Raw genomic sequence first — 25,076 nt, forward strand, 5'->3', positions numbered from 1 at the left:
TCGAGCGGCGACCCAGGGGTCGCAAGCGTGCTCGCGCGAGCCGTGCAGGTGCGGACCGCAGCCCGCAAACCAAGAGCGGCGCCCGCAGGCGCCGCTCGAAGCGCGCGGAGTTTAGCTCGCGAGCCCGGGCGCAGACGCGCTGCGCCAGCGCAAGACCCATGCGCGGGGCGGGCGCCGCGAGGCTTAGCGCGAACTCGCCGCGTCGGGCGTGGCGGCGGGCGGCGGCACCTGCGGCGCGACCGGCGTCACCGTTTCGCGAATGCCGGCCGACGGCGCCGCAGCGGGCGCCTCGGCGTCCGGCACTTCGGCACGGGGCCGGCGGCGCTTGCGCTCCGCGCCCGCCGCCGCCAACGACGCGGTGTCCCGACGGTCGTCCGCAGGTTCGGCAGCGGCTTCACGCCGCTCTTCAAACGGCTCGGACGCCGCTTCACGGCGCAACTTCGGCTTGGCGCCGCCGAAGGCTTCGCCGGTCGCGCCGCGTGCAACTGCGGCCGAATGCCTGCCGGCCTGCGCCAGGAACTTGGCCGGATCCTGCGGCGCGCCGTCGACCAGCACTTCGAAGTGCAGATGCGGCCCGGTCGAGCGCCCCGAGCTACCGACCTCCGCGATCTTCTGGCCGCGGCGGATCAGGTCGCCATGCGTGACGACGACCTTCGAAGCGTGCGCGTAGCGGGTCACGAGGCCGTTGCCGTGATCAAGCTCGACGGTGCGGCCGTAGGCCGGGTGGGTTTCGGTGCTCAGCACCACCCCACCCGCTGCGGCGAGGATCGGCGTGCCGCTGTCGGCCGGGAAGTCGAGGCCGGTGTGCAGCGCGCCGCGGCCGGTGAACGGGTCGCTGCGGAAGCCGAAGCCCGAGCCGACCGGCCCCGTGACCGGCGCCGAACTCGGCACCAGCAGCGCACGCAGCCGCGATTCGAGCAGGCGCGATTCGATCAGCGTGAAGACGTCGGCGTTGCGGTCGGCGCTCTCGTCGAGCGTGGCAAGCGAGGCGGCGAGCTGGTCGAGCGTCGACACCGCGACGGTGGCGACCGGTCCTCGATCGGCCGGTACGAAGGGCCCGCCTCGACCCGCCCCACTGGCCGCGACAGCCGGCAGCGCCGGGCGGTCGAGGCCGCGGAAATCGTCGGCTTTCAGGCCAGCCAGGCCGGAGACGCGCTCGCCCATCGATTCGAGCCGGACCAGCTTGGCCTGCAGCTCGCCGACGCGCGAGGCCATTGCGTCCAGGTTCTCGCGCATCACGCGGTCGCGCTGGGCGGTTTCGTCGCGAACGACGAGCTTGACGATCCGGCTCACCACCGGCCAGCCTTCGCGGGCGGCCTTCAGCACGAGGAAGTGGTACGCGAGGCCCGAGACCAGCAGCAGCAGTGCCGCGAGCAGCGCGCCGGCGACCGCAAACTGCCAGCCCGGCATGTTCATCACGCGGCTTTTTGCCAGGCGGCCGTGGGTCACAATGACTTGCATCTCGCATCCTTTCAATGGGCGCGGCCGTGAGCTCGTCCACACCGCGTTCCTCGAATCCCACACCCCCGCTGGCGACCGGCGCGGTGACCATCGGCACCGCGCTCGCGTCGAGCGCGCCGCTGGCCCATCTGCAGGCCCTGCTGCGTGAATCGACAGCCCGCTTCGAAACCGTCCGGCCGCTGCTACCCGCCGCGCTGGTCGAGCAGCTGCGGCCCGGGCCGATCGACGAGAGCGGCGGTTGGTGCCTGCTGGCCTCGAACACCGCCGCGGCCGCAAAGCTGCGGCAGCTGCTGCCCGTGATCGAGCGGGCGCTGCTCGCAAGGGTCGGCAAGCCTACTGCCGTCCGGGTGCGCGTTCAATCGGCCCGGCCGCGCTGAAACGGCGCGCTGAAACACTTCGAGGTGGTGCCGGCTGTCCGGATCGAACGGACGACCTTCCGCTTACAAGGCGGGTGCTCTACCAGCTGAGCTAAGCCGGCACGCGGGCAATTCTAGGAAGCCGGCGCCTGCGGCCGCGCGGCTCACTTGATGCGCTTGAGCGTGGGCCGAGGGCCGCTGGGCGGCTCGTCGTCAGGATCTTTCGAGGCGATCGAGGCTTCGGCCGGCGCTTCGGCCGGCGTGCCTGCGCCGGGCGCGGGCGCCAGGCGCAGACCGCTCCGGGCGGGGCCTGCCGCATCGCCGGACGCAGGCGCCTGGGGTGACTCGGACGCCTCGCCGGCTGCGGCCGGCGCGGGAAAGGCCATGCCCTGGCCGTTCTCGCGCGCGTAGATCGCGATCACGTGATCGATCGGCACGCGGATCTCGCGCGCCACGCCGCCGAAGCGCGCCTTGAAGGCGATGAAGTCGTTGCCGAGCTGCAAGCCGCTGGTCGCCTCGAAGCTGGTGTTGAGCACGATCTCGTGGTTCTTCACGTACTCGGCCGGGACCTGCACGTTCGCATCCACGTACACCGCGAGGTAGGGCGTGAAGCCGTTGTCGGTGCACCAGTCGTGCAGCGCGCGGATCAAGTAGGGCCGCGTCGACGCGCCGCTGACGGCGGGCGCGTGCGGGGGCGGTGGCGGCGCGGAGCTCATCGTTCGGGCTTGCGCGCCTTACTTGCGCATCACCTTTTCCGACGGCGTCAGCGCCTCGATGTAGGCGGGCCGCGAGAAGATGCGCTCGGCGTACTTGAGCAGCGGCAGAGCGTTCTTCGACAGATCGATCTGGTAGTAGTCGAGACGCCACAGCAGCGGCGCGATCGCGACGTCGAGCATCGAGAAGTCGTCGCCGATGATGTATTTGTTCTTCAGGAAGATGGGTGCCAGCTGTGTGAGCCGGTCGCGGATCTGCGCGCGGGCGCGCTCGAGCTGCTTGTCGGTCGCCTTGACGCCGCCGCGGCCTTCGAGCTGGTTCACGTAGGCGAAGAGTTCCTTCTCGAAGTTGAACAGGAACAGCCGCACCTTCGCGCGCGCCACCGGGTCGCCGGGCATCAGCTGAGGGTGCGGGAAGCGCTCGTCGATGTACTCGTTGATGATGTGCGACTCGTAGAGGATGAGGTCTCGCTCGACGAGGATGGGCACCTCGTTGTACGGGTTCATCACCGCGATGTCCTCGGGCTTCGCGAAGAGATCGACGTCGCGAATCTCGAAGTCCATGCCCTTCTCGAACAGCACGAAGCGGCAGCGGTGGGAGTACGGGTCGGTCGTGCCGGAGTAGAGAACCATCATGGCGGCGGGCTCCTGTCGTTGTCAGTGTCGTCGGCGCGGCGGTTGAAGTGCGCGCCGGAAAGATTTCAGGCCGAGCCGACTGCGCCACCGGACTCGGCCTTCATGGGAGCAGGCGGCCGGGCCGCCACGGCGCTTACCTGAGGTCTCTCCAGTAGGCCGCGTTGAGCCGCCATGCGATGACGGTGAAAACCGCGAGGAACAGCAGCACGAACACGCCCAGATGCCGGCGGTCCCGCTGCGCCGGCTCGCCCATCCACTGCATGTAGGCGACGAGGTCGCCAACCGCGCTGTCGTATTCGGCCTTGCTCATCGTGCCGGGCGAGATCTGCTCGAAACCGGCGAAGCGCTGCATCGTCTTGGCGGCGTCGTGCGGGTCCTTGACCTCTTCGTAGACGGCGACTCGCTGGCCCTGCAGTTGCCACAGCACGTGCGGCATGCCGACACCGGGGAAAGCGAGGTTGTTCCAGCCGGTCGCCTTGGTCGGGTCGCGGTAGTAGGTGCGCAGGTAGGTGTAGAGGTAGTCGGCGCCGCTGCCCTTGCCCACGGCGGCGCGCGAGCGCGCGATGACGGTCAGGTCGGGCGGCACGCCGCCGAACCATTCCTTCGCGTTCTTCGGGTCCATCGAGACCTTCATCGTGTCGCCGACCTTGTCGGTCGCGAACAGCAGGTTCTGCTTGATCTGCGCTTCGCTCAAGCCGATGTCCTGCAACCGGTTGTAGCGATTGAACGCGGCCGAGTGGCAGTTGAGGCAATAGTTGACGAAGAGCTTGGCGCCGTTTTGCAGAGCGACCATGTCGGTCATCTTCTGCTCGGGAAAGCGGTCCCACTCGATGCCGCCCTCGGCGGCGCGCGCCGCACCGGCCAAGGCGAAGGCCGCGAGCAGCGAAGCGATAAGTCTTTTCATGATGATCGGAAGGCTCGACGGGGCCGGCATCAATGGGCGAAGGTCACGCGCGCGGGCACCGGCTTCGGCGTGCCGAGCTGGCTCCACCACGGCATCAGCAGGAAGAAGCCGAAGTAGTAGAGCGTGCCGACCTGCGAGACCAACGTGCCCGCGTCCGAAGGCGGCTGGATGCCGAGATAGCCGAGCACGAAGAAGAAGACGACGAACAGCCCGTAGAGGTACTTGTGCCAGCCCGGCCGGTAGCGGATGGAACGCACCGGCGAGTGATCGAGCCAGGGCAGGAAGAAAAGAATGACCACCGCGCCGCCCATCACCACGACGCCCCAGAACTTCGCGTCGAAGGTCTTCAGCAGCACGACCGCGACCGCGGCGGCAATCGCGATCGCAATCTTCGTCACGAGCGAGAAGCGTCCCTTGACGAAAGCGAGCAGCCCGCCGATCGCAACGATGCCGGCCAACACGTTGACCATCGGATCGGTCGTCGCGCGCAGCATCGAGTAGTAGGGCGTGAAGTACCAGACCGGCGCGATGTGCGCGGGCGTCTTCAACGGATCGGCCGGAATGAAGTTGTTGTATTCGAGGAAGTACCCGCCGAGCTCCGGCATGAAGAACACGATGCTCGTGAAGATGATCAGGAACACCGCGACGCCGAAGATGTCGTGCACCGTGTAGTACGGATGGAAAGGGATGCCGTCGAGCGGCATGCCGGTCTTGTCATTCTTCGTCGCCTTGATCTCGACGCCGTCCGGGTTGTTGGAACCCACCTCGTGCAGGGCGATGATGTGCGCGGCCACGAGCCCCACCAGCACGAGCGGCACCGCGATCACGTGGAAGGCGAAGAAGCGGTTCAGCGTCGCGTCGCTCACCACGTAGTCGCCACGGATCAGCAGCGCCAGGTCCGGCCCGATGTAGGGAACTGCAGCGAACAGGTTCACGATGACTTGCGCGCCCCAGTACGACATCTGGCCCCAAGGCAGCAAATAGCCCATGAACGCTTCGGCCATCAGGCACAGGAAGATCAGGCAGCCGAAGATCCAGACGAGCTCGCGCGGCTTGCGGTAGCTGCCGTAGATCAACCCGCGGAACATGTGCAGGTAGACGACGACGAAGAACGCCGAAGCGCCGGTGGAGTGCATGTAGCGGATCAGCCAGCCCCAGGGCACGTCACGCATGATGTACTCGACCGAGGCGAACGCCAGGTTCGCATCGGGCTTGTAGTGCATCACCAGGAAAATGCCGGTGACGATCTGGATCACGAGCACCAGCAACGCGAGCGAGCCGAAGAAGTACCAAAAGTTGAAGTTCTTCGGCGCGTAGTACTCGGACAGGTGCTCCTTCCACAGCTTGCTCGCGGGGAAGCGGTTGTCGACCCAGTTCAGCAGCTTGTCGCCGACGGGCGCGTTCGCGGGGACGGTCTTCATCTCAGCCATGGGGGTGCCTCGTGCTGCGTGTCCGGTCGCCTCAGGCCTTCTCGGCTTCGCCGATCAGCAGCCGGCTGTCGGAGAGGAAGGCGTAGGGCGGGACTTCGAGGTTGTCGGGCGCCGGCTTGTTCTTGAACACGCGGCCGGCCATGTCGAAAGTGGAGCCGTGGCAGGGGCAGAGGAAGCCGCCTTGCCAGTCGGCCGGCAGCGACGGCTGCGCGCCGCTGGCGAAGCGGTCGATCGGCGAGCAGCCCAGGTGCGAGCAGATGCCGACGACGACCAGGATCTCCGGCTTGATCGAGCGCCACTCGTTGCGCGTGCTCTCCATCGGCGTGAGCTCCGCCGGATTGCGCTTGGATTGCGGATCCGCGAGCTGGGCGTCGAGCTTCTTGAGCGCCTCGACCTGCTCCGGCGTGCGCCGCACGATCCAAACCGGCTTGCCGCGCCACTCGACCGTCATCTTCTCGCCCGGCTTCAGCCCCCCGATGTCAGCTTCGACCGCCGCGCCCGCGGCGCGCGCGCGCTCTGAAGGCTGGAAGCTCGCCACGAACGGCACCGCGGTGGCGGCGGTGCCGGCGACCCCGGCACAGGCCGAGGCGATCAACCAGGTTCGCTTGCTCGAGTCGGTCGGGGATTGGGCGGGCAATGCGCTCATGAGGCTCCTTGCGGGCCGGTCGAAGCCGGCGGCGTGCGTGTTCGCAAAGCTGTTGCGGATTTCTTGGGCCGCGTTTTCGGAACAGCCAGCGATTGTAGTTCAGCGACTTCGCCGGACGCTTGTGATCGGGTGTCGTTGCAGCTCGGCGACAGCAGCGGAGCGCCGCCGGGTGCAGCGGTCGCGCGAGGCCGCGCAATACTCCCGGCTCGGCGCGCGCGCAACGCGTGCGGCGTTCGGCAAACCAAGACCCACGGAGGTGCGCATGTCGTTCGTGAGCGAGTTCAAGGAATTTGCGATCAAAGGCAACGTGATCGATCTCGCGGTGGGCGTGATCATCGGAGGCGCCTTCGGCAAGATCGTCGACTCGATCGTCGGCGACCTGATCATGCCGGTGGTCAGCAAGCTGTTCGGCGGGCTCGACTTCTCGAACTACTACGTCGGCCTCGCGGGCCAGCCCGACGGTCTGCCGCTGGTCGAAGCGAAGAAGGCCGGCGCGGTGTTCGCCTACGGTAGTTTTGTCACGATCGCTCTGAACTTCGCGATCCTCGCGCTCATCATTTTCGTGATGATCCGGCAGATCAACCGGCTCAAGAAGGCGCAGCCGCCCGCCCCGCCCGCGGCCACGCCGGAAGACGTGGTGTTGCTGCGGGAAATTCGAGACGCCCTGAAGAAATGAGCCGCGCGGACGGTCCGCTGCGGCGACTGGCTGACCCCCGCCCTTGAACGCGCCTTTCGTCGACGCCGCCCTCTTCGCCGCCTGCACGCGCATCCAGACGGCGGTGCAGGGCGTCGCGCAACGATTGGTCGAAACGCTCGGCCAGCGTGGCGCCGGCTTCGCCAGCACGAGCGAGCGCCAGGCGCGCACCAATGCCCATTTCGACCTGAGCCGCAAGCTGCCGCTGTTCGCGCGCATCTTCGCGGACACGCTGCGCGAGCGCGTGCTCGAAGCAGCCCAGCCGACCAAGAAGGCGACCCAGCCGCTGGCCGCCTTCGACGCCGACTCGCTCAGCCTCGTCGAGGAGCACGAGGTCGACGACCGCGTGGCCTCCGAGCGCATCGCCGCGCAGATCCTGCAGCGCTGCGAGGCGGAATTCGTCCAGCTCGGCGGCTACTCGGCCTCGCTGCTGCAGCAGCCGATGCTCGAGCCGCAGCACAACCCGCTGCGCCCGGAGGTGATCGCCCGCGCGCTGCGCCGCGCGATCCACGCGGCGACCGACGACGCCCCGGCGCGCCAGGCGCTCGAAAGCGCCTTCGCCGCCGAGCTCGGCCCGACGATGAAGAGCTGCTACGCGGCGATCGTGGCCGATCTGCAGGAACGCGGGCTCAAGCCGACAGTGCTGTCGGTGCGCACGGTTCAAGGCCCCGGCAACGAACTGCCGCGCGAGGTGCATCGCGAGGTGTCGGCCTACCGGACCTCGGGCTTCGGCTCGATCAGCGGCGGCTTCCCCGCGTCGGCGCGCGACCTCGCGCAAGCCGAGCAGATGCTCAGTTCGCTGTTCGGGCTCGCCGCGAACGCCGGCACGACGGCGGCCGGCCTGCCGCCCGGGGGCGACGGCCCGGCGATCCGGGCACCCGGGCCCGCGGGCCACCCGGGCGGGAGCGCCTCGACCGGTGCGGGAGGCAGCGCCGCCGCGCGCGACGCGCAGATGCTCGCGATCCTGCGCCGGCTCAGCCTGCTGACGGCCGACGCGGCCGTGCCGGCGCACGCCTCCGGCGCCGGCCCGCTCGGGCCTGCGGTGTCGACTCCTTCCGGCTTCCTGGCCGGCGGCCTCGGCAGGGTCGCGCCCACGACCACCGCCGGCACCGGCCTGCCCTCGGGCCACCACACGACGGTGACGACCACCACGCGCGGGCCGGTCACGCCGCTGGCCGGGCTGATGGCAGTCAACGTGATCCGCCAGCATCGCGAGGAGCTGGTGCGCGCGTCGACCGGCGCGCTCGACCACATGGTGATCGACGTCGTCGGCGCGCTGTTCGACCAGGTGCTGTCCGACGACAAGGTGCCGCCGCAGCTCGCGCGCCAGATCGCGCGGCTGCAGTTGCCGGTGCTGCGCGCGGCATTGAAGGACGTCGGCTTCTTCAGCTCGCGCCGCCATCCGGTACGGCGCTTCGTCAACCGCATCGCCTCGCTGGCCGCGGCCTACGAAGACCTCGAGCACGGCCCCGGCAAGGCCTTCATCGACCGCGTGCAGTCGCTGGTCGACGAGATCGTCGCCGGCGACTTCGACCAGATGGAGCTGTACGACGCCAAGCTCCACGAGCTCGAGGCACTGGTCGCGGAGCAGGCGGCGCACGACGTGGGCCCGCAGGCGCCGGTGGCCGCACTGATCGTCGACAAGGCGACGCAGCTGCGCATCCAGCAGCGCTTCATGCGCGAGCTGAGCATCCGCCTGCACGAGGTGCCCGCACCCGAGTTCGTGCGCGATTTCATCGCGCAGGTCTGGAGCCAGGTGCAGGTGCAGGCCGCCGGCCCGGCCGGCCCGGCGGGCTTTGCCCAACGCGCCGCGCGTGCCGCCCGCGAGCTGGTGATGAGCGTGCAGCCCAAGGGCGACCCGGCGCTGCGCAAGGCCTTCCTGATGCAGCTGCCGCAGCTGATGAAGGATCTGAACGAGGGGCTCGCGCTGATCCGCTGGCCCGACGAAGCGCGCAAGGACTTCTTCGCCCAGCTGCTGCCGAAGCACTCCGAGTCGCTGAAGACGACCCCGCTGACCGATTTCGAGCAACGCCGCCTCAAGTTTCAGCTCGACCAGATCGAGAAGGTCGCGATCCCGACCGTCGCCGACCTCGACGCGCCGCTGACCGTGCCCGCGTCGCTCGGCCCCCCCAGCGGCGCGCCCCCAGCACCGCCGGCGCCCGCGCCGTCGATCACCGCGCAGGAGGCCGCCGTCAGCTTCTCGCCGGAGGAGGCGAAGAGCATCGGCCTGGTCGAGGAGGCCGCGGTCGACTGGACGCAGGCGGTGGACATCGAACTGGGCAGCGAGCCGGCCAAGGAAGACATCGACATCGTCATCGACGCGCTGGCTCCCGAGGGCCGCACGCCGACGCACGGCCCGCAGCTGATCCACCACCTGCAGACGGGCATCGCCTACCGGATGCACCTCGAAGGCCGCTGGCAACGCGTGCGGCTGAACTGGATCAGCCCCGGGCGCGCCTTCTTCGTCTTCACGCACGGGAAGGCGCACCAGAAGACGATCTCGATGACCGCGCGCATGCTCACCCGCATGTGCGACACCGAGCGCTTCCGCGCCTTCGAGCAGGCCGAGCTGATCGAGCGCGCGACCGCCCGGGCGCGGAAGCAGCTGGCGCAGCTCGGCGGCGCCTCGACCCAGGGCGCCGCGACGACGCCGGGCTGAGCGGCCGGCGCCGCCGCCGGCGATCGGTCAGCCGCCGGCGAGCCGCTTGGCCATCGCGAAGGCGGCGATCAGGCTGGTCGGGTCGGCCCGGCCGCTGCCGGCGAGGTCGAAGGCGGTGCCGTGGTCCGGACTCGTGCGCACGAAAGGCAGGCCAAGCGTGACGTTGACGCCTTCGTCGAGCCCAAGGTACTTGACCGGGATCAGCCCCTGGTCGTGGTACATCGCGACGACCAGGTCGAAGGCGCCGGGGTGGCCCGGCGCGTGGCGTGCGCGCATGAAGACGGTGTCGGGTGCGAACGGGCCGTGCGCGTCGATGCCTTCGGCGCGCGCCGCCTCGATGGCCGGCGCGATGTGGCGGATTTCCTCGTCGCCGAACAGCCCGCCCTCCCCGGCATGCGGGTTCAAGCCGGCCACCGCGATGCGCGGCTTCGGCTGGCCCCAGCGCGCCGCGGCCGCGTGCGCGATGCGCAGCGTCTCGAGCACCGAGTTCGCGTTGACCGCCTCGATCGCCTGGCGCAGCGCCATGTGGATGCTGACCAGCACCGTCTTGAGCTGGTCGTTGGCCAGCATCATGCGCACCGGCGGCGGCGGGCTGCCGGGCTCGGCCGCTTCGGCCTGCAGCATCTCGGTGTGGCCTGGGTAGGGCACGCCAGCCGCGGCCAGCGCCTCCTTGTGCAGGGGCGCGGTGACGATCGCCGGCACCTCGCCCGCGCGCGCGAGCCGCACCGCATGACGGATGCAGTCCGCGGCGAGCGCGCCGGCCTGCTTCACGGTGCGGCCGAAGACGAAGTCGTCGACGACGGCCGGCGACGCCGTCGCAACCGGCAGCACCGGCACGCAGCGCGGCGGGACCTCGAGCGCATCGGCCGGCCGCTCGATCACCGCGACCGGCAGGCCCGCGGCGCCGCCGGCGATCGACGCGGCGCGGCGCAGCAGGCCGACGTCGCCGACGACGAAGCCGCCCGGCAGCGCGCCACGCTCGAAGCCCATCGCGACCAGCTCCGGCCCGATGCCGCAGGCGTCGCCCATCGTGATCGCGATCGGTGGCTGATTCATGCTGGGTTCTCGATGTCGATGAACTGGTGTTCGAGCGCGAACAGCTCGGCCGCCTGCGCCGCGACGGCCGGCGCGCCGTAGCGCTCGGTCGCGTGGTGACCGCAGGCGTAGAAGGCGACGCCGGTCTCACGCGCGATGTGGGCCTGCGGCTCGGAGATCTCACCCGTCAGGTAGGCGTCGGCGCCGGCGGCGATCGCCGCTTCGAAGTAGCCCTGGGCGCCGCCGGTGCACCAGGCGATGCGCTTGATCATCCGGCCGTCGCCTTCGGCCACCACCGGCGCACGTGCCAGCCGGAACTGCAGCAACGCGGCCAGCGCCGCGCCGGTCATCGGCTGCGGCGCGCGGCCGATGAAGCCCAGGCGCTGCTTGCCGAAGCGGTCCTCGATGACGAACTTCAGCTTCGCGCCGAGCTGCGCGTTGTTGCCGTGAACCGGGTGGTCGTCGAGCGGCAGGTGATAGGCGAACAGGCTGATGTCGTGCTTCATCAGCAGCGCGACGCGCTTCTTCAGCCAGCCCGTCAGCGGCCCGGCGTGGCCGCGCCAGAACAGGCCGTGGTGGACGAAGATCGCGTCGGCCCGCGCATCGACCGCCGCCTCGATCAGCGCAAGGCTCGCAGTGACACCCGAGACGAGCTTGGCAACCTCGCGCTTGCCCTCGATCTGCAGACCGTTCGGCCCATAATCTTCAAACCGTTCGGGCTCGAGCAGCGTCGCGAAGTAGCGGTCAAGATCGTCGCGGCTCGTCATCGCCCCACCCCTCTTCCTTCGATGCGTCCCGGCGCGCTCGTGCGTTTCACATGCGCAAGACCTGGCTCATATTCTCGCAAGCCGTCACGGTCGCCGTGGCGGTGCTGTTCGTCGTCGCGACGCTGAAGCCGGATTGGCTGCAGCGCCGCGCCGGCTCGGCCAACCCCGTCCCGGTGCTGTTGCCCAGCGAGCCGGTGGCCACGAACCCGGGTGGTGCGGGCGTCGTGACCGGCGCGGCGAGCTACGCCGCGGCGGCGAAGCGGGCCGCGCCGGCGGTCGTCAGCATCGTCACGAGCAAGAGCGCCAGTTCGCGTCACCCGCGCGGCGACGACCCCTGGTTCCGGTACTTCTTCGGAGAGCAGTCACCGTCGCCGGGCGGCATCGGCTCGGGCGTGATCGTCAGCGCGAACGGCTACGTGCTGACCAACAACCACGTGATCGACGGCATGGACGGCATCGAGGTCGCGTTGTCCGACGGCCGGCGCGCGAAAGCCGAGGTGATCGGCGCCGACCCGGAGGCCGACCTCGCGGTGCTGCGCATCGCCCTGGACAAGCTGCCGGTGGTCGCCTTCGGGGATTCCGACGCGCTGCAGGTGGGCGATGTCGTGCTCGCGATCGGCAACCCGTTCGGCGTCGGCCAGACGGTCACCGCGGGCATCGTCTCGGCGCTCGGCCGCAACTCGCTGGGCATCAACACCTTCGAGAACTTCATCCAGACCGATGCGGCGATCAACCCCGGCAATTCCGGCGGCGCGCTGGTCGATGCCGCGGGCAGCCTGATGGGCGTCAACACCGCAATCTATTCGCGCTCGGGGGGCAACCTGGGCATCGGCTTCGCCATCCCCGCCACCACCGCACGGCAGGTGATGGACGCGCTGATCCGCGACGGCCAGGTCACCCGCGGCTGGATCGGCGTCGAGCCCCGCGAGCTGACCCCCGAGATCGCGGAGACCTTCAAGCTGCCGGCCACGCGCGGCGTGCTGATCACCGGCGTGTTGCAAGGCGGCCCGGCCGGCGAAGCCGGGCTCAAGCCGGGCGACGTGGTGCAGCGCGTCGGCGAGGAGCGGGTGGACAACACCGCGCAGCTGCTCAACGCGGTTGCGGCGTTGAAGCCGAAGTCCAAGGCCAGCCTCGGCGTGCAGCGCGGCGAGCGCGAACTGGAGCTGGAAGTGCTGGTGGCCCAGCGGCCCAAGCAGTTGCAGGCCCAGGCACGGGACCAGTGATCCCGGCGCGGCCGCTTCAGGCGGCCTTGCCTTCTTCCTCGGGCGCCTTCGAGGGCTTGACGAACAGGCCCGCCGCCCAGATGCCGATCTCGTAGAGCAAGCACATCGGCACCGCCAGGGCGAGCTGCGAGATCACGTCCGGCGGCGTGACCACCGCGGCGATCACGAAGGCCAGCACGATGAAGTAGCCGCGAAAGCCCTTGAGCTGCGCCACCGTCACCAGGCCGACCTTCACCAGCAGCACCACAACGATCGGCACCTGGAACGCAAGCCCGAACGCGATGTACAGGCCCAGGATGCTTTCGACGTAGGAGGCGATGTCGGGCGTCGCCGCCACGCTCTCCGGCGTGAACTGCTGGATGAAAGTGAACATCTTGTCGAGCACGAAGAACTGCACGAAGGCAATGCCGCCGTAGGCGAGCAGGCTGCCGAAGATGATCAGCGGCAGCGCAAAACGCTTCTCGTGCTTGTAGAGCCCCGGCGCGACGAAGGCCCACAGCTGGTACATGAGCCACGGCAGCGCGAGCAGCACCGCGCCGAGGAACAGCACCTTCAGCGGGATGAAGAACGGCGAGAAGACGCCGACCGCGATCAGTTTCGCGTCGGGCGGCATGTGGTTGCGGATCGGGATCGCGATCCAGTCGATCAGCCTCGACGGCCCCGGCCACAGCGCGAGCGCGCCGAGCGTGATGCCGAGGCCGTAAACGCAATACAGCAGCCGGTCGCGCAGTTCGACGAGGTGGGCGACGAAGGGCTGCTCGCTGCCTTCGAGCTCGTCCTTGGTATCGAAATCGGCCACGAGCGATTCAGCTCGCGCGCGGCGGGCGGAAGCGCGCCACCCGCGCCGCGCCCGACAGCGCCTTGGCGCGCACGCCGTGGCGGTGGCGGTACCACTGAGGCACCGCACCGCGCTTGACGCGCCAGTTCTTCTTCGGCGGCTTGTAGTCGAGCGGCGGCTCGGCCAGCGTGCTGCCGGCGTGCCAAGCGTCGGCCGGGGCCGCGTCGGGGCTCGAGGCGATCGAGTTCCACGTCGAGTTTATCTCGCTGCTGGCCTGCTGCACTTCGGCGTGGACGTTCTTCTCCACGTCGCGCGCCGCGTCCTCGAACTGCGTCTTCATCTTTTTGAGCTCTTCGAGCTCGATCGACCGGTTGACCTCGGCCTTCACGTCGGCGACGTAGCGCTGCGCCTTGCCCATCAGGTGCCCGACGGTGCGGGCGACCCGCGGCAGCTTCTCGGGGCCGATGACGATCAGCGCCACCGCGCCGATCAGCGCGAGCTTGTCGAAGCCGAAGTCGATCATCGGAAGGCCGCGCCGGCGGTCAGACCTTGTGCTTCGCGTCGACGTCGACGGTGTTGGGGTCGGCGGCCTTGTTGGCGGTGACTTGCTGCGAAGGCTCGGCCGGCGCACCGGCCGAGCCGTCCTTCATGCCGTCCTTGAAACCCTTGACGGCGCCGCCGAGGTCGCCGCCGATGTTCTTCAACTTCTTCGTGCCGAAGATCAGCACGACGATCAGCAGCACGATCAGCCAGTGCCAGACACTGAAGGAACCCATGGTGTTCTCCTGAGGAGCGAAAAGCGCCCGAAATTCTAGGGGGCGCGCGTGTCGGAGCCGGGTCGCGGCCTGCGGTTCCGGTCAGCCCTTGGTCCAGGGCCGCGGGCCGCCCATGACGTGCATGTGCAGGTGGGGCACCTCCTGGAGGCCGTCCTTGCCGGTGTTGATCAGCGTGCGAAAGCCGTTGCTGACGCCCAGCTGCTTCATCAGCCGGGGCGCGAGCGTCAGCATCCGTCCCATCAACTCGGCATCGTCGTCGCCGACGTCGGCAAGGCTTTCGATGTGCTGCTTGGGCACGATCAGCACATGCACCGGTGCCCAGGGCGCGATGTCGTGGAAAGCGAGCAGCTGCTCGTCCTCGTGGGCTTTGCGGCTCGGGATCTGGCCGGCGACGATCTTGCAGAAGATGCAGTTCGGATCGGTGTGCATGGCGGCGCGTCGGTTCAGGTGGGCATCGGCTGGTTGCCGTTCAGGTTCAGCCAGCCGCGCACGATGCGGTAGAGGAACCAGATCGAGATCACCGCCCAGGCGATAGCGCCCGGGAGGTAGAGCGCAAGGAACAGCGGCAAGGTGATCACGTAGAGCGCGCCAGCCCACAACACCGACCGGATGCGCCAGCGGAAGTGCGATTCCTGCCAGGTGCCCACGGCATCGTCGCGCTTCACCATGTCAATGATGAAAGCGACGAGCAGCAGCGCGATGCCGGGCTGGAAGCTGGGGATCACGGCACCTACCGCGACGATCAGGTGCAGCACATAACTCACCGTGCCGATGGTCTTCAGCGAACGCTCACGCTCGCCAGCGTCGATCAACGGGTTCATGGCTGCTCGGCCTCCTTCGGCCCGCAAATGGCGGCATCCGGCCGTTCCGCAAGGTCGCGGGCATCGGCTTTGCGCGCGGCGAACTCCTCGAGGCCGGACAGCCCCTCGCGCCGCTCGAGTTCGGCCAGCACGTCGGCGGGCGTCAGCCCGAAGCGGGCAAGCGCGAGCATCGTGTGGAACCAGAGGTCTGCGGCTTCGTAGACGATCTTCTCGGGCACCCCGTCCTTCGCGGCCATCACGAACTCGCATGCCTCTTCGCCGACCTTCTTCAGCATCGCGTCGGTGCCCTTGTCGAACAGGCGCGCGACGTAGCTCTTGCTCGGGTCGCCGGCGCGGCGCTGCTCGATCACCGCGGCGAGCCGCGCGAGCGTGTCGTTCGAGCTGACGCTCATTTGTAGATGCGCTCCGGGTCTGCGAGAACAGGGTCGACGGCATGCCAGCCTTCGCCGTCGTGGCGCTGGAAGAAGCAGCTGTGCCGCCCGGTGTGGCAGGCGATCGACGGATCGTGGCCGAGTTGGTCGACCTTGAGCAGCAACACGTCGCGGTCGCAGTCGAGCCGCATCTCGCGCACCTTCTGGATGTTTCCGCTCTCCTCGCCCTTGTGCCAAAGGCGCTGGCGCGAGCGGCTCCAGTAGACGGCCTCGCCCGTCTCGGCGGTCTTCGCAAGCGCTTCCCGGTTCATCCACGCGAACATCAGCACGTCGCCGCTCGAGACTTCCTGGGCGATCACGGGAAGCAGGCCGCGCTCGTCCCAGGTGATGTCGTCGAGCCAGCTCATGCGGCCCAGTTTAGCGACCGTCCCGCAAGCGGGATCAATGCCGAACCGGGATTCCGCGTGCCGCCATCAAGGCCTTGGCCTCGGCCACCGTGTGCCGGCCGTAGTGGAAGATGCTCGCCGCCAGCACCGCATCGGCGCCGCCCTGCTGCACGCCCTCGACCAGGTGCTCCAGCGTGCCGACGCCGCCCGAGGCGATCACCGGGACCGACACCGCGTCGCTGACGGCGCGCGTCAGCGGCAGGTTGAAGCCGATCTGCGTGCCGTCGCGGTCCATGCTGGTGAGCAGCAGTTCGCCGGCGCCGTACGCGGCCATCTGCCGGGCCCACCGGACCGCATCGAGGCCGGTGGGCCTGCGCCCGCCGTGCGTGTACACCTCCCAGCCCGCGCCGTCGGATGTCGCCTTCGCATCGATCGCGACGACGATGCATTGCGCGCCGTATTTCTCCGAGGCCGAGCGGATGACTTCCGGATTCGCGACCGCCGCCGAATTGAAGCTGACCTTGTCGGCGCCGGCGTTCAGCAGCCGGCGTACGTCCTCGACCGTGCGCACGCCGCCGCCGACGGTCAGCGGGATGAACACCTGCGAGGCGACGGCCTCGATGATCGGCAGGATCAGGTCGCGGCCGTCGGAGGTCGCGGTGATGTCGAGGAAGGTGAGCTCGTCCGCGCCCTGCTCGTTGTAGCGCGCGGCGATTTCGACCGGATCGCCGGCGTCGCGCAGCTCGACGAAGTTGACGCCCTTGACGACGCGGCCGCCCGTGACGTCGAGGCAGGGAATGATCCGCTTTGCGAGCATGTCAGAGCTCGCTTCGTGGGCCTTCGAGCACGTCAGGCTTCGGCGTTGAGCGCGTCCGCCCGCGCCTGGGCCGCTGCGAAATCGAGGTCGCCGGTGTAGATCGCCCGCCCGCAGATCACGCCTTCGATGCCTTCGCTTTCGACCGCGCAGAGCTGCTCGATGTCGGCCAGCCCCTTCAGTCCGCCGGAGGCGATCACCGGGATCGTCAGCGCCTGCGCCAGCTTCACCGTCGCTTCGATGTTGATGCCGGTGAGCATGCCGTCGCGGCCGATGTCGGTGTAGATCACGCCCTCGACGCCGTGATCCTCGAACTTCTTCGCGAGGTCGATGACCTCGTGGCCGGTCATCTTGCTCCAGCCGTCGGTCGCGACCTTGCCGTCCTTCGCGTCGAGCCCGACGATGATGTGGCCGCCGAAGGCCGTGCAGGCGTCGCTGAGGAAGCCCGGGTTCTTCACCGCGGCGGTGCCGATGATGATGTAGCTCAGGCCGTCGTCGAGGTAGCGCTCGATGGTGTCGAGGTCGCGGATGCCGCCGCCGAGCTGCACCGGGATCTCGTCGCCGACTTCCTTCAGGATGGCCTTGATCGCCGGCTCGTTGACCGGCTTGCCGGCGAAGGCGCCGTTGAGGTCCACCAAATGCAAGCGGCGCGCGCCGGCGTCGAGCCATCGGCGGGCCATCGCGGCCGGGTCGTCCCCGAAAGTGGTGGCGGCCCTCATGTCGCCTTGTTGGAGGCGCACGCAACGACCGTCTTTCAGGTCGATCGCCGGAATCAGCAACATCGCTCGCGCGGGAAAAGAGGAACGGAGGTCAGGGACGCCAGCCGAGGAAGTTGCGGTAGAGGGCCAAGCCGTGGGCCGCGCTCTTCTCGGGGTGGAACTGGGTCGCAAAAATGTTATCCCGCGCCACCGCACTGGTAAAGGCGGCGCCGTACTCGGTTTCACCCACGGAATGCGCCGCGTCGGCGGTCTCGGCGTAGTAGCTGTGCACGAAATAGAACCAGCTGCGGTCGGGCACGCCCTGCCAGAGCGGGTGCGCCCGTGGCTGCGCGACACGGTTCCAGCCCATCTGCGGCACCTTGAAGCGGCTGCCGTCCGGCTGCAGACGGCCGTCCAGCCGGAAGCGGCGCACGCGGCCGGCGATCAGGCCGAGGCCGGGGGTGTCCTGCTCCTCGCTGTGGTCGAGCAGCATCTGCATGCCCACGCACACGCCCATCAGCGGTTTGGCGAGCGCAGCGTCGAGCACCGCGTCGAGCAGCGCGCCGCCGTCGGCCTCGCGCAGCTCGCGCATGCAGTCGCGCATCGCGCCCTGGCCTGGCAACACGACGCGCTCGGCCGTGCGCACCGCGTCGGCCCGCGCGGTGACCACGACCTCGACGTCGCCCGCCTCGCGCGCCGCATGCAGCACCGCCTGAGAGACCGAGCGCAGGTTGCCCATGCCGTAGTCGATCACCGCGACGGTGCGCTTCATCTCGATGCCGCCCGGCTGCCTGCGAGCACCAAGCGCTGCGTCTGGAGGCAGCGAGGCGGATGGAGGCGTGCGCGCTTCATCTCAGAGGCTGCCCTTCGTCGAAGGAACGACGCCGGCCATCCGCGCGTCACGCTCCAGCGCCATGCGCAGCGCGCGTGCGAAGGCCTTGAAGACCGTCTCGCACTGGTGGTGCGCGTTGTCGCCGTGCAGGTTGTCGATGTGCAGCGTGACGCCGGCGTGGTTGACGAAGCCCTGGAAGAACTCGTAGACGAGCTGCGTGTCCAGTGCGCCCACCATGCCCGCCTTGAAATCGACGCGCATGTGCAGCCCCGGCCGGCCGGAGAAATCGACGACCACGCGCGACAGCGCCTCGTCGAGCGGCACGTAGGCGTGGCCGTAGCGACGCAGTCCTTTCTTGTCGCCGACGGCCTTCGCGAAGGCCTGGCCGAGCGCGATGCCGACGTCTTCGACCGTGTGGTGGCCGTCGATGTGCAAGTCGCCCTCGGCTTCGATCTCGAGGTCGATCAGCCCGTGGCGGGCCAGCTGGTCGAGCATGTGGTCGAAGAAGCCGATGCCGGTGGCGAGCTTGGCGACGCCGCTGCCGTCGAGGTTGACGCGGATGCGGATCTTCGTTTCCGCCGTGTCGCGGCGGACTTCGGCAATACGGTCTTCGGCGGTCATCGCGCGGTGTCCTCGTTCAAGATTTCGCCGAGCGCGGCGAGCAGTCGATCGTTCTCTTCGGGCAGGCCGACGGTCAGGCGCAGGCAGTTCGCCAGCAGCGGATGCAGCGCCGAGACGTTCTTGACCAGCACGCCGCGCGACTTCAAGCCGTCGAAGGCGAGTTTCGCGTCGGGCAGCCGCACCAGGATCATGTTCGCTTCGCTCGGGAACGGGCGCGCGCCGTGCAACGCCTGCAGGGCGACCAACAGCCGTCGGCGCTCGCTGCGCACCGACGCGGCCTGGCGTGCGTACTCGTCGTGATGCTCGAGCGCGAACAGCGCCGCCTCGGCGTTGAGCACGCTGACGTTGAACGGCGGGCGCAGCTTGTCGATCTCGCCGATCAGCTCGGCGCGCCCCATCAGGTAGCCGATGCGCACGCCGGCCAGGCCGAACTTGCTCATCGTGCGCATCAGCAGCACGTGCGGATGGCGTTGGAGGCGGCCCATCGAATCGCGCGCGGCGAACGGCTGGTAGGCCTCGTCCATCACCACCAGGCCGCCGATGTCCGCCATCGCCTCGATGCAGGCGTCGATTGCAGCGTCGTCCCACAGGTTCGCGGTCGGGTTGTTCGGATACGCGAGGTAGAGCAGCGTCGGCCGTTCCCGCTCGATCGCGGCGAGCATCGCGGCGCGGTCCAGCTCGAAGTCGGCAGCCAGCGGCACGCCGACGAAGCGCAGCCCCTGCAGGGCGGCCGACATCGCGTACATCACGAAGCCCGGCACCGGCGCCATCACCGCGGCGCCGGGCACCGCACCGGCGAGGGCCAGCATGCTGATCAGCTCGTCCGAACCGTTGCCCAACATGAGCTCGCAGCCGGCCGGCAGCCCGGCTTGGCGCGCCAACGCGGCGCGCAGGTCGTCGCCCCGCTCGGCCGGGTAGCGGTTGATTGCGACGCGCCCGAGCCGCTCGCCAAGCGCCCGCTGCAGCGGCTCGGGCAGGCGGTGCGGGTTCTCCATCGTGTCGAGCTTGACGAAGCCGGCGCTCGGCTGCACCGCGTAGGCGTGCAGGTCCTGGATGTCGCGACGGATCGTGCGGGCCATGCAGTGGGCGAGCAGCGTCATCGCGGTTCCGTTCGGGCTTCAGCGCTTCAGTCGCATCTCGGCCGCGCGGGCGTGGGCCTGGAGGCCCTCCCCTTCGGCGAGCTCGGCGGCGATCCGGCCGAGCGACTGCGCGCCGGCCTCGCTCACTTCGATCAGGCTGCTGCGCTTCTGGAAGTCCATCACGCCCAGCGGCGACGAGAAACGCGCGGTGCCCGAGGTCGGCAAGACGTGGTTCGGGCCGGCGCAGTAGTCGCCCAGGCTCTCGCTGGTGAAGGCGCCGAGGAAGATCGCGCCCGCATGCACCAGCAGCGGCTCCCAGCGGTGCGGGTCCGCGGCGCTGACCTCCAGGTGCTCCGGCGCGATGCGGTTGCTGATCGCACAGGCCTCGTCCATCGAGCGGCACTGGATCAGCGCGCCGCGGCCCTCGAGGGAGGCGCGGGCGATCGCGGCGCGCGGCAGCGTGTCGATCAGGCGGTCGATCTCGCGTTGCACCGCGTCGAGGAAAGCCGCGTCGGGGCTCAGCAGGATGCTCTGCGCCAGCTCGTCGTGCTCGGCCTGGCTGAACAGGTCCATCGCGACCCAGTCGGCCGGCGTCGTGCCGTCGGCCAGCACCAGGATCTCGCTGGGGCCCGCGATCATGTCGATGCCCACGGTGCCGAAGACGCGCTTCTTCGCGCTGGCGACGTAGGCGTTGCCGGGGCCGGTGATCTTGTCGACCGCGGGGATCGTCGCGGTGCCATACGCGAGCGCGGCGACGGCCTGCGCGCCGCCGATCGTGAAGCCGCGCGTCACGCCGGCCACGTGCGCGGCGGCGAGCACGAGCGGGTTGCGCTCGCCACCCGGCGTCGGCACGACCACGACGATCTCTCGGACGCCCGCCACCTTCGCCGGCACCGCGTTCATCAGCAGGCTCGATGGGTAGGCCGCCTTGCCGCCGGGCACGTAGAGACCGACGCGATCCAGCGGCGTGACCTTCTGGCCGAGCAGCGTGCCGTCGTCGTCGCGATAGCTGAAGCCGCGCCCGCAGGCCTCGAGCTGGCGCTCGTGGTAGTGGCGGATGCGATCGGCGGCCTGCTGCAAGGCAGCGCGCTGCGCCGGCGTGATCGCCTCGAAGGCGGCGGCGAAGTCGGCCGGGCCGAGCTCGAGCTCGGCGACGCTCACGGCTTCGAGCCCGTCGAAGCGCGCCGTGTACTCGAGCACCGCGGCGTCGCCGCGCGCACGCACGTCGGCGAGGATCGAGGCGACGCGCTGCTCGATCGCCGCGTCGGCCTCGCTCGACCAGTGCTGCAGCTTCGCGAACGCGGCCTCGAAACCGGCTTGCGCCGTCGAGAGCCGCGCGATCCTGACCGTGGCCGCGCTCATGGCTGCGTGGCCGCCGCGAAGGCGTCGATCAGGCGGCGCATCGGCTCGCGCTTCAACTTCAGCGCCGTCTGGTTGACGACCAGCCGCGCCGAGATGTCCATGATCTTCTCGACCTCGCGCAGCTGGTTCGCCTTCAGCGTGCTGCCGGTCGAGACCAGATCGACGATGGCATCGGCCAGCCCCGTCAATGGCGCCAACTCCATCGAACCGTAGAGCTTGATCAGGTCGACGTGCACGCCCTTCTCGGCGAAGTGATCGCGCGCGACGCTGACGTACTTGGTCGCGACGCGGATGCGCGAGCCCTGCTTGACCGCGTTCGCGTAGTCGAAGTCGGCGCGGGTCGCGACGCTCATCCGGCAGCGCGCGATGCCCAGATCGAGCGGCCGGTACAAGCCGCCGACACCGACGGCGGCATCGTGTTCGAGCAGCACGTCGAGCCCGGCGACGCCCAGATCGGCGCCGCCTTGCTGCACGTAGGTAGGCACATCGGTCGCGCGCACCAGCACCACGCGCACGTCGGGCCGCGAGGTGTCGAGGATCAGCCGGCGCGAGCTCTCTGCGTCGTCCGTGATGGTGACGCCCGCGGCCGCGAGCATCGGCAGCGTCTCGTCGAAGATGCGGCCCTTCGAAAGCGCGAGCGTGATCATTGCGGCGCCTTGACCCGTTCGATGTCGGCACCGAGCGCGCGCAGCTTGTCTTCCATCCGGTCGTAGCCGCGGTCGAGGTGGTAGATGCGATCCACGCGCGTGTCGCCCTCGGCCACGAGGCCGGCGATCACCAGCGAGGCCGAGGCGCGCAGGTCGGTCGCCATCACCGTCGCGCCGGAGAGCTTGGGCACTCCGGTGACCACCGCGGTGTGGCCGTCGATCTCGATCCGCGCGCCCAGCCGCAGCAGCTCGTTGACGTGCATGAAGCGGTTCTCGAAGATCGTCTCGCTGATCGGCACGCTGCCGTCGGCGACGCAGTTGACGACCATGCACTGCGCCTGCATGTCGGTCGGGAAGGCCGGGTACTCGCTGGTGCGAAAGCCCACCGCCTTGAGGCGCCGGTCGCTTCTCACGCGCAGGCCGCGCTCGTTCGCCTCGATTGCCACGCCGGCCTCCCGCAGCATCTCGATGACCGCTTCGAGGTGATCGCCGCGCGCGCCGACGAGCTGCACGTCGCCGCCGGCCGCGGCCACCGCGCACAGGAAGGTGCCGGCCTCGATGCGGTCCGCGATGATCCGGTGCGGCGTGCGCGGCGCATGCAGCCGCTCGACGCCGACGATGCGGATGCGGCCGCTGCCGTGGCCCTCGATGCGCGCGCCCATCGAGATCAGCAGTTCGGCGAGGTCGACCACCTCCGGCTCGCGCGCCGCGTTCTGCAGCACCGTCTCGCCCTCGGCCAGTGTCGCCGCCATCATCAGGTTTTCGGTGCCGGTGACGGTGATCATCGCGGTCGTGATGCTCGCGCCCTTGAGCCGGCCGCGGCGGCCGTCGGCGGCCTCGGGCGTCTTCGCGAGGATGTAGCCGTGCTCGACGGCGATGTCCGCGCCCATCGCCTGCAGCCCCTTGATGTGCTCGCCGACCGGCCGCGCGCCGATCGCGCAGCCGCCGGGCAGCGAGACCGTCGCCTCACCGAAGCGCGCAAGCAGGGGCCCGAGCACCAGCGCCGACGCACGCATCGTCTTCACCAGCTCGTAGGGCGCCTCGGGGTTGGTGACGCGGCTCGCGTCGATGCCGACGACGTCGGGCCGCACCTCGCTGCGCTCGGCCGATGCGCCCATGTTGCGCAGCAGCTTCAAGGTGGTCGAGACGTCCTGCAGCCGCGGCACGTTGTGCAGCGTCACCGGCTCCTCGGTGAGCAGCGCGGCGCACAACTCGGGCAGCGCGGCGTTCTTGGCGCCGGAAATCGTCACGTCGCCGTGGAGCGGGCGGCCGCCGCGGATGAGGAGTTGGTCCATGGTTCGGGGCTCGCCGACCGTCGTCACCGCTTGCACGACCCGCTCCCGCGAAGAGAGCGTGCACAAGCCGCGCCCGCCGGGCGGCTCGTGGTTCAGTGGTGGTGAGGCGTGGGTGCCGCGCCGCTGCCCTGGGGCGCAAACGCTGCGGCTTCCGAGGGCGTGAGGGTCTTCATCGACAGCGCATGGATTTCGGCGCGCATCTTATCGCCCAGCGCCTGGTAGACCCGCTGGTGGCGCGCGATGCGCGAGAGCCCGTCGAACTCGGCCGAGACGATGGTCGCGAAGAAATGGCGACCGTCGCCTTCGACCTCGACGCGCTCGCAGGGCAGGCCTTGCGCGATGTAACGCTGCACGTCGGCGGGGGTCGGGTCGGCAGCCATGCGTGCGAGTCTAGCGACGGGTTCAGGCTCGCAGCTTGTAGCCGGTCTTCAGCAGGCGCAGCGCGACGGCGGCCGCCACCGCGAAGCTCGCGCCGACCACGGCCAGGCTCACCCAGGGCGACACGTCCGCAACGCCGAAGAAGCCGTAGCGAAAGCCGTCGACGATGTAGAAGAACGGGTTCAGGTGACTCACCGCCTGCCAGAACGCCGGCAGCGAGCCGACCGAGTAGAAGACGCCGGCCAGGAAGGTCATCGGCATCACGAGGAAGTTCTGGAAGGCCGCGATCTGGTCGAACTTCTCGGCCCACAGCCCGGCGATCAGGCCCAGCGTGCCCATGATCGCCGCGCCCAGCAGCGCGAAGACCAGCACCCACAGGGGGCCGACGAAGCCCGGCGGTCCGAACCACACGGTGACCCCGAGCACCCCAAGGCCGACCAGCAAGCCTCGAATGATCGACGCGCCGACGTAGGCGCCGAACCAGGCCCAGTGCGACAACGGCGTCACGAGCAGGAAGACCAGGTTGCCGGTGATCTTGCTCTGGATCAGCGACGAGCTGCTGTTCGCGAAGGCGTTCTGCAGCACGCTCATCATCACCAGGCCGGGGATCAGGAAGCTCGTGTAGCCGATGCGGTCGAACACCAGCACGCGGTCTTCGAGCACGTGGCCGAAGATCAGCAGGTAGAGCACGGCCGTCAGCACCGGCGCGGCGATGGTCTGCACCGCCACCTTCCAGAAGCGCAGGCACTCCTTGTAGAGCAGCGTGCGCCAGCCGGTCATCGCGCCGCCGGCGATCGATGCGGGCGCGACGGCGCTCACGGCGTCGCCTCCAGCGGCGCCGGCCGCGAGGCGGCGCCCTGCATGATCCCGATGAACACGTCTTCCAGGTCGGCGCGGCCGATCTCCAGCTCCTCGGGCACCAGCCGCGCGGCGCGCAGCGCGGCCAGATGGGCCTCGACCTCGCCGGCGTCGCGCGCGGCGAGCTGCACGACGCGCCCGGTCACGCGCGCCTGCGCGGCCAGCGCCGGCGGCAGCGCCGCGTCGGTCTTGAAGCGCAGCATCGTGCTCGCGGTGCCGGCCAGCAGGTTCGCGGTGCGGTCGAGCGCGACGACGCGGCCGGCCTTCAGCATCGCGATGCGGTTGCACAGCGCCTCCGCTTCCTCGAGGTAGTGCGTGGTCAGCAGCACGGTGTGGCCTTCGCGGTTCAGCCGCGCGATGAAGTGCCACAGCGTCTGGCGCAGCTCGACGTCGACGCCTGCCGTCGGCTCGTCGAGCACGATCACCGGCGGGCGGTGCACCAGCGCCTGCGCCACCAGCACCCGCCGCTTCATGCCGCCCGACAGCTGGCGCATGTTGGCGTGCGCCTTGTCGGCCAGGCCCAGGGCGGCCAGCAGCTCGTCGATCCAGGCCTCGTTGCCGTGCACGCCGAAGTAGCCGCTCTGGATGCGCAGCGCCTCGCGCACGCTGAAGAACGGGTCGAACACCAGCTCCTGCGGCACGATGCCCAGGCTGCGGCGCGCCGCGGCGTAGTCGTCGACGACGTCGTGGCCGTGCACCGTGACGCGGCCGCTCGTCGCGCGGACGAGGCCGGCGAGGACCGAGATCAGCGTCGTCTTGCCGGCCCCGTTGGGGCCCAGCAGGGCGAATATCTCGCCGCGGCGGATCTCGAGGTCGACCGACCTGAGCGCCTGGAA

At 69.6% G+C, this 25,076-nt stretch carries 30 protein-coding genes and 1 tRNA gene; 4 read left to right on the plus strand and 27 right to left on the minus strand.

Annotated features, from left to right (window positions below; all coding sequences use genetic code 11):
• Window positions 1-183: 183 nt before the first annotated feature.
• Window positions 184-1,461 carry a M23 family metallopeptidase gene (locus tag VFR90_RS09265; RefSeq protein WP_326405833.1) on the minus strand — a complete coding sequence of 426 codons (1,278 nt, stop codon included), beginning with the start codon at window positions 1,459-1,461 and terminating at the stop codon, window positions 184-186.
• A 14-nt stretch (window positions 1,462-1,475) separates the two neighbouring features.
• On the opposite strand from VFR90_RS09265, the gene VFR90_RS09270 reads away from it, so the two are divergent.
• Window positions 1,476-1,838, plus strand: coding sequence for a hypothetical protein (locus VFR90_RS09270; RefSeq protein WP_326405834.1), 363 nt, complete (start codon window positions 1,476-1,478; stop codon window positions 1,836-1,838).
• Between the two features lie 25 nt (window positions 1,839-1,863).
• Here the strand turns inward: VFR90_RS09270 and VFR90_RS09275 are convergent.
• From VFR90_RS09275 to petA, 6 genes are all read right to left on the minus strand, one after another.
• A tRNA-Thr gene (locus tag VFR90_RS09275) sits at window positions 1,864-1,939 on the minus strand.
• Window positions 1,940-1,981: 42 nt separating this feature from the next.
• Window positions 1,982-2,533, minus strand: a complete 552-nt coding sequence (locus tag VFR90_RS09280; RefSeq protein WP_326405835.1) for a ClpXP protease specificity-enhancing factor — start codon at window positions 2,531-2,533, stop codon at window positions 1,982-1,984.
• 18 nt (window positions 2,534-2,551) lie between these two features.
• Window positions 2,552-3,166 carry a glutathione S-transferase N-terminal domain-containing protein gene (locus VFR90_RS09285; RefSeq protein WP_326405836.1) on the minus strand — a complete coding sequence of 205 codons (615 nt, stop codon included), beginning with the start codon at window positions 3,164-3,166 and terminating at the stop codon, window positions 2,552-2,554.
• A gap of 133 nt (window positions 3,167-3,299) precedes the next feature.
• Window positions 3,300-4,070, minus strand: a complete 771-nt coding sequence (locus tag VFR90_RS09290) for a cytochrome c1 (protein ID WP_326405837.1) — start codon at window positions 4,068-4,070, stop codon at window positions 3,300-3,302.
• Window positions 4,071-4,099: 29 nt separating this feature from the next.
• The gene (locus VFR90_RS09295; protein WP_326405838.1) at window positions 4,100-5,500 is read right to left on the minus strand and encodes a cytochrome b; all 1,401 of its coding nucleotides are present in this window, start codon (window positions 5,498-5,500) and stop codon (window positions 4,100-4,102) included.
• 31 nt (window positions 5,501-5,531) lie between these two features.
• Window positions 5,532-6,146 (minus strand): ubiquinol-cytochrome c reductase iron-sulfur subunit, encoded by a 615-nt coding sequence (gene petA / locus VFR90_RS09300; RefSeq protein WP_326405839.1) that lies wholly within the window; start codon window positions 6,144-6,146, stop codon window positions 5,532-5,534.
• 262 nt (window positions 6,147-6,408) lie between these two features.
• Here petA and mscL point away from each other — a divergent pair, with 262 nt between their 5' ends.
• Both mscL and VFR90_RS09310 read left to right on the plus strand, forming a co-directional pair.
• Window positions 6,409-6,822 (plus strand): large conductance mechanosensitive channel protein MscL, encoded by a 414-nt coding sequence (mscL, locus tag VFR90_RS09305; RefSeq protein ID WP_326405864.1) that lies wholly within the window; start codon window positions 6,409-6,411, stop codon window positions 6,820-6,822.
• 43 nt (window positions 6,823-6,865) lie between these two features.
• On the plus strand, window positions 6,866-9,499 hold the full coding sequence (locus VFR90_RS09310) for a DUF1631 family protein (RefSeq protein WP_326405840.1): 2,634 nt from the start codon (window positions 6,866-6,868) through the stop codon (window positions 9,497-9,499).
• A gap of 27 nt (window positions 9,500-9,526) precedes the next feature.
• On the opposite strand, the gene pdxA is transcribed toward VFR90_RS09310, so the two are convergent.
• Entirely contained in the window at window positions 9,527-10,555 is a 1,029-nt protein-coding gene (gene pdxA / locus VFR90_RS09315) for a 4-hydroxythreonine-4-phosphate dehydrogenase PdxA (protein WP_326405841.1), read from the minus strand.
• Window positions 10,552-11,301 carry a Nif3-like dinuclear metal center hexameric protein gene (locus tag VFR90_RS09320; RefSeq protein ID WP_326405842.1) on the minus strand — a complete coding sequence of 250 codons (750 nt, stop codon included), beginning with the start codon at window positions 11,299-11,301 and terminating at the stop codon, window positions 10,552-10,554. Before VFR90_RS09320 ends, pdxA begins: the two co-directional genes overlap by 4 nt.
• A gap of 50 nt (window positions 11,302-11,351) precedes the next feature.
• Here VFR90_RS09320 and VFR90_RS09325 point away from each other — a divergent pair, with 50 nt between their 5' ends.
• Window positions 11,352-12,524, plus strand: coding sequence for a S1C family serine protease (locus tag VFR90_RS09325; protein WP_326405843.1), 1,173 nt, complete (start codon window positions 11,352-11,354; stop codon window positions 12,522-12,524).
• Window positions 12,525-12,540: 16 nt separating this feature from the next.
• Here the strand turns inward: VFR90_RS09325 and tatC are convergent, their stop codons facing one another.
• The 18 genes from tatC to VFR90_RS09415 all read right to left on the minus strand — a co-directional run.
• Window positions 12,541-13,323: a twin-arginine translocase subunit TatC gene (gene tatC, locus VFR90_RS09330; RefSeq protein ID WP_326405844.1), complete on the minus strand. Its 783-nt coding sequence runs from the start codon at window positions 13,321-13,323 to the stop codon at window positions 12,541-12,543.
• Window positions 13,324-13,330: 7 nt separating this feature from the next.
• A complete protein-coding gene (gene tatB, locus VFR90_RS09335; protein WP_326405845.1) occupies window positions 13,331-13,825 on the minus strand; it encodes a Sec-independent protein translocase protein TatB in 495 nt (164 codons plus the stop codon).
• Between the two features lie 19 nt (window positions 13,826-13,844).
• The gene (gene tatA, locus VFR90_RS09340) at window positions 13,845-14,078 is read right to left on the minus strand and encodes a Sec-independent protein translocase subunit TatA (protein WP_326405846.1); all 234 of its coding nucleotides are present in this window, start codon (window positions 14,076-14,078) and stop codon (window positions 13,845-13,847) included.
• An 81-nt stretch (window positions 14,079-14,159) separates the two neighbouring features.
• Window positions 14,160-14,507, minus strand: coding sequence for a histidine triad nucleotide-binding protein (locus VFR90_RS09345; protein WP_326405847.1), 348 nt, complete (start codon window positions 14,505-14,507; stop codon window positions 14,160-14,162).
• A gap of 14 nt (window positions 14,508-14,521) precedes the next feature.
• The gene (locus VFR90_RS09350; protein ID WP_326405849.1) at window positions 14,522-14,899 is read right to left on the minus strand and encodes a DUF4870 family protein; all 378 of its coding nucleotides are present in this window, start codon (window positions 14,897-14,899) and stop codon (window positions 14,522-14,524) included.
• Window positions 14,896-15,291, minus strand: a complete 396-nt coding sequence (locus VFR90_RS09355; RefSeq protein ID WP_326405851.1) for a phosphoribosyl-ATP diphosphatase — start codon at window positions 15,289-15,291, stop codon at window positions 14,896-14,898. Before VFR90_RS09355 ends, VFR90_RS09350 begins: the two co-directional genes overlap by 4 nt.
• A complete protein-coding gene (hisI, locus tag VFR90_RS09360) occupies window positions 15,288-15,686 on the minus strand; it encodes a phosphoribosyl-AMP cyclohydrolase (RefSeq protein ID WP_326405865.1) in 399 nt (132 codons plus the stop codon). The genes VFR90_RS09355 and hisI overlap by 4 nt, the downstream gene beginning before the upstream one ends.
• Before the next feature lie 25 nt (window positions 15,687-15,711).
• Complete coding sequence (gene hisF, locus VFR90_RS09365; RefSeq protein ID WP_326405852.1) at window positions 15,712-16,473, minus strand: imidazole glycerol phosphate synthase subunit HisF; 762 nt, start codon at window positions 16,471-16,473, stop codon at window positions 15,712-15,714.
• Window positions 16,474-16,505: 32 nt separating this feature from the next.
• A complete protein-coding gene (gene hisA, locus VFR90_RS09370; RefSeq protein ID WP_326405853.1) occupies window positions 16,506-17,252 on the minus strand; it encodes a 1-(5-phosphoribosyl)-5-[(5-phosphoribosylamino)methylideneamino]imidazole-4-carboxamide isomerase in 747 nt (248 codons plus the stop codon).
• Window positions 17,253-17,280: 28 nt separating this feature from the next.
• On the minus strand, window positions 17,281-17,940 hold the full coding sequence (gene hisH, locus VFR90_RS09375; protein WP_326405854.1) for an imidazole glycerol phosphate synthase subunit HisH: 660 nt from the start codon (window positions 17,938-17,940) through the stop codon (window positions 17,281-17,283).
• An 81-nt stretch (window positions 17,941-18,021) separates the two neighbouring features.
• Window positions 18,022-18,621, minus strand: coding sequence for an imidazoleglycerol-phosphate dehydratase HisB (gene hisB / locus VFR90_RS09380; protein ID WP_326405856.1), 600 nt, complete (start codon window positions 18,619-18,621; stop codon window positions 18,022-18,024).
• Window positions 18,618-19,721 (minus strand): histidinol-phosphate transaminase, encoded by a 1,104-nt coding sequence (hisC, locus tag VFR90_RS09385; protein ID WP_326405857.1) that lies wholly within the window; start codon window positions 19,719-19,721, stop codon window positions 18,618-18,620. Before hisC ends, hisB begins: the two co-directional genes overlap by 4 nt.
• Before the next feature lie 18 nt (window positions 19,722-19,739).
• The gene (gene hisD / locus VFR90_RS09390) at window positions 19,740-21,062 is read right to left on the minus strand and encodes a histidinol dehydrogenase (RefSeq protein WP_326405858.1); all 1,323 of its coding nucleotides are present in this window, start codon (window positions 21,060-21,062) and stop codon (window positions 19,740-19,742) included.
• On the minus strand, window positions 21,059-21,709 hold the full coding sequence (hisG, locus tag VFR90_RS09395; RefSeq protein ID WP_326405859.1) for an ATP phosphoribosyltransferase: 651 nt from the start codon (window positions 21,707-21,709) through the stop codon (window positions 21,059-21,061). Before hisG ends, hisD begins: the two co-directional genes overlap by 4 nt.
• Window positions 21,706-23,004 (minus strand): UDP-N-acetylglucosamine 1-carboxyvinyltransferase, encoded by a 1,299-nt coding sequence (murA, locus tag VFR90_RS09400; protein WP_326405860.1) that lies wholly within the window; start codon window positions 23,002-23,004, stop codon window positions 21,706-21,708. The genes hisG and murA overlap by 4 nt, the downstream gene beginning before the upstream one ends.
• A gap of 92 nt (window positions 23,005-23,096) precedes the next feature.
• Complete coding sequence (locus VFR90_RS09405; protein WP_326405861.1) at window positions 23,097-23,384, minus strand: BolA family protein; 288 nt, start codon at window positions 23,382-23,384, stop codon at window positions 23,097-23,099.
• 22 nt (window positions 23,385-23,406) lie between these two features.
• Window positions 23,407-24,162: an ABC transporter permease gene (locus tag VFR90_RS09410; protein ID WP_326405866.1), complete on the minus strand. Its 756-nt coding sequence runs from the start codon at window positions 24,160-24,162 to the stop codon at window positions 23,407-23,409.
• Window positions 24,163-24,197: 35 nt separating this feature from the next.
• Window positions 24,198-25,076, minus strand: an 879-nt coding sequence (locus VFR90_RS09415; RefSeq protein ID WP_326405862.1) for an ABC transporter ATP-binding protein, incomplete at its 5' end; no start/stop codon positions are given.

This window comes from Methylibium sp. (assembly GCF_035762065.1).
Taxonomy (GTDB): Bacteria; Pseudomonadota; Gammaproteobacteria; order Burkholderiales; family Burkholderiaceae_C; genus Methylibium.

What these genes read in the sequence shown, in the direction of transcription:
- VFR90_RS09265 (WP_326405833.1), bottom strand. Translation starts at nt 1,461, where the DNA reads ATGCAAGTCATTGTGACCCACGGCCGCCTGGCAAAAAGCCGCGTGATG.
- VFR90_RS09270 (WP_326405834.1), top strand. Translation starts at nt 1,476, where the DNA reads ATGGGCGCGGCCGTGAGCTCGTCCACACCGCGTTCCTCGAATCCCACA.
- VFR90_RS09280 (WP_326405835.1), bottom strand. Translation starts at nt 2,533, where the DNA reads ATGAGCTCCGCGCCGCCACCGCCCCCGCACGCGCCCGCCGTCAGCGGC.
- VFR90_RS09285 (WP_326405836.1), bottom strand. Translation starts at nt 3,166, where the DNA reads ATGATGGTTCTCTACTCCGGCACGACCGACCCGTACTCCCACCGCTGC.
- VFR90_RS09290 (WP_326405837.1), bottom strand. Translation starts at nt 4,070, where the DNA reads ATGAAAAGACTTATCGCTTCGCTGCTCGCGGCCTTCGCCTTGGCCGGT.
- VFR90_RS09295 (WP_326405838.1), bottom strand. Translation starts at nt 5,500, where the DNA reads ATGGCTGAGATGAAGACCGTCCCCGCGAACGCGCCCGTCGGCGACAAG.
- petA (WP_326405839.1), bottom strand. Translation starts at nt 6,146, where the DNA reads ATGAGCGCATTGCCCGCCCAATCCCCGACCGACTCGAGCAAGCGAACC.
- mscL (WP_326405864.1), top strand. Translation starts at nt 6,409, where the DNA reads ATGTCGTTCGTGAGCGAGTTCAAGGAATTTGCGATCAAAGGCAACGTG.
- pdxA (WP_326405841.1), bottom strand. Translation starts at nt 10,555, where the DNA reads ATGAATCAGCCACCGATCGCGATCACGATGGGCGACGCCTGCGGCATC.
- VFR90_RS09320 (WP_326405842.1), bottom strand. Translation starts at nt 11,301, where the DNA reads ATGACGAGCCGCGACGATCTTGACCGCTACTTCGCGACGCTGCTCGAG.
- VFR90_RS09325 (WP_326405843.1), top strand. Translation starts at nt 11,352, where the DNA reads ATGCGCAAGACCTGGCTCATATTCTCGCAAGCCGTCACGGTCGCCGTG.
- tatB (WP_326405845.1), bottom strand. Translation starts at nt 13,825, where the DNA reads ATGATCGACTTCGGCTTCGACAAGCTCGCGCTGATCGGCGCGGTGGCG.
- tatA (WP_326405846.1), bottom strand. Translation starts at nt 14,078, where the DNA reads ATGGGTTCCTTCAGTGTCTGGCACTGGCTGATCGTGCTGCTGATCGTC.
- VFR90_RS09345 (WP_326405847.1), bottom strand. Translation starts at nt 14,507, where the DNA reads ATGCACACCGATCCGAACTGCATCTTCTGCAAGATCGTCGCCGGCCAG.
- VFR90_RS09350 (WP_326405849.1), bottom strand. Translation starts at nt 14,899, where the DNA reads ATGAACCCGTTGATCGACGCTGGCGAGCGTGAGCGTTCGCTGAAGACC.
- VFR90_RS09355 (WP_326405851.1), bottom strand. Translation starts at nt 15,291, where the DNA reads ATGAGCGTCAGCTCGAACGACACGCTCGCGCGGCTCGCCGCGGTGATC.
- hisF (WP_326405852.1), bottom strand. Translation starts at nt 16,473, where the DNA reads ATGCTCGCAAAGCGGATCATTCCCTGCCTCGACGTCACGGGCGGCCGC.
- hisA (WP_326405853.1), bottom strand. Translation starts at nt 17,252, where the DNA reads ATGTTGCTGATTCCGGCGATCGACCTGAAAGACGGTCGTTGCGTGCGC.
- hisH (WP_326405854.1), bottom strand. Translation starts at nt 17,940, where the DNA reads ATGAAGCGCACCGTCGCGGTGATCGACTACGGCATGGGCAACCTGCGC.
- hisB (WP_326405856.1), bottom strand. Translation starts at nt 18,621, where the DNA reads ATGACCGCCGAAGACCGTATTGCCGAAGTCCGCCGCGACACGGCGGAA.
- hisC (WP_326405857.1), bottom strand. Translation starts at nt 19,721, where the DNA reads ATGACGCTGCTCGCCCACTGCATGGCCCGCACGATCCGTCGCGACATC.
- hisD (WP_326405858.1), bottom strand. Translation starts at nt 21,062, where the DNA reads ATGAGCGCGGCCACGGTCAGGATCGCGCGGCTCTCGACGGCGCAAGCC.
- hisG (WP_326405859.1), bottom strand. Translation starts at nt 21,709, where the DNA reads ATGATCACGCTCGCGCTTTCGAAGGGCCGCATCTTCGACGAGACGCTG.
- murA (WP_326405860.1), bottom strand. Translation starts at nt 23,004, where the DNA reads ATGGACCAACTCCTCATCCGCGGCGGCCGCCCGCTCCACGGCGACGTG.
- VFR90_RS09405 (WP_326405861.1), bottom strand. Translation starts at nt 23,384, where the DNA reads ATGGCTGCCGACCCGACCCCCGCCGACGTGCAGCGTTACATCGCGCAA.
- VFR90_RS09410 (WP_326405866.1), bottom strand. Translation starts at nt 24,162, where the DNA reads ATGACCGGCTGGCGCACGCTGCTCTACAAGGAGTGCCTGCGCTTCTGG.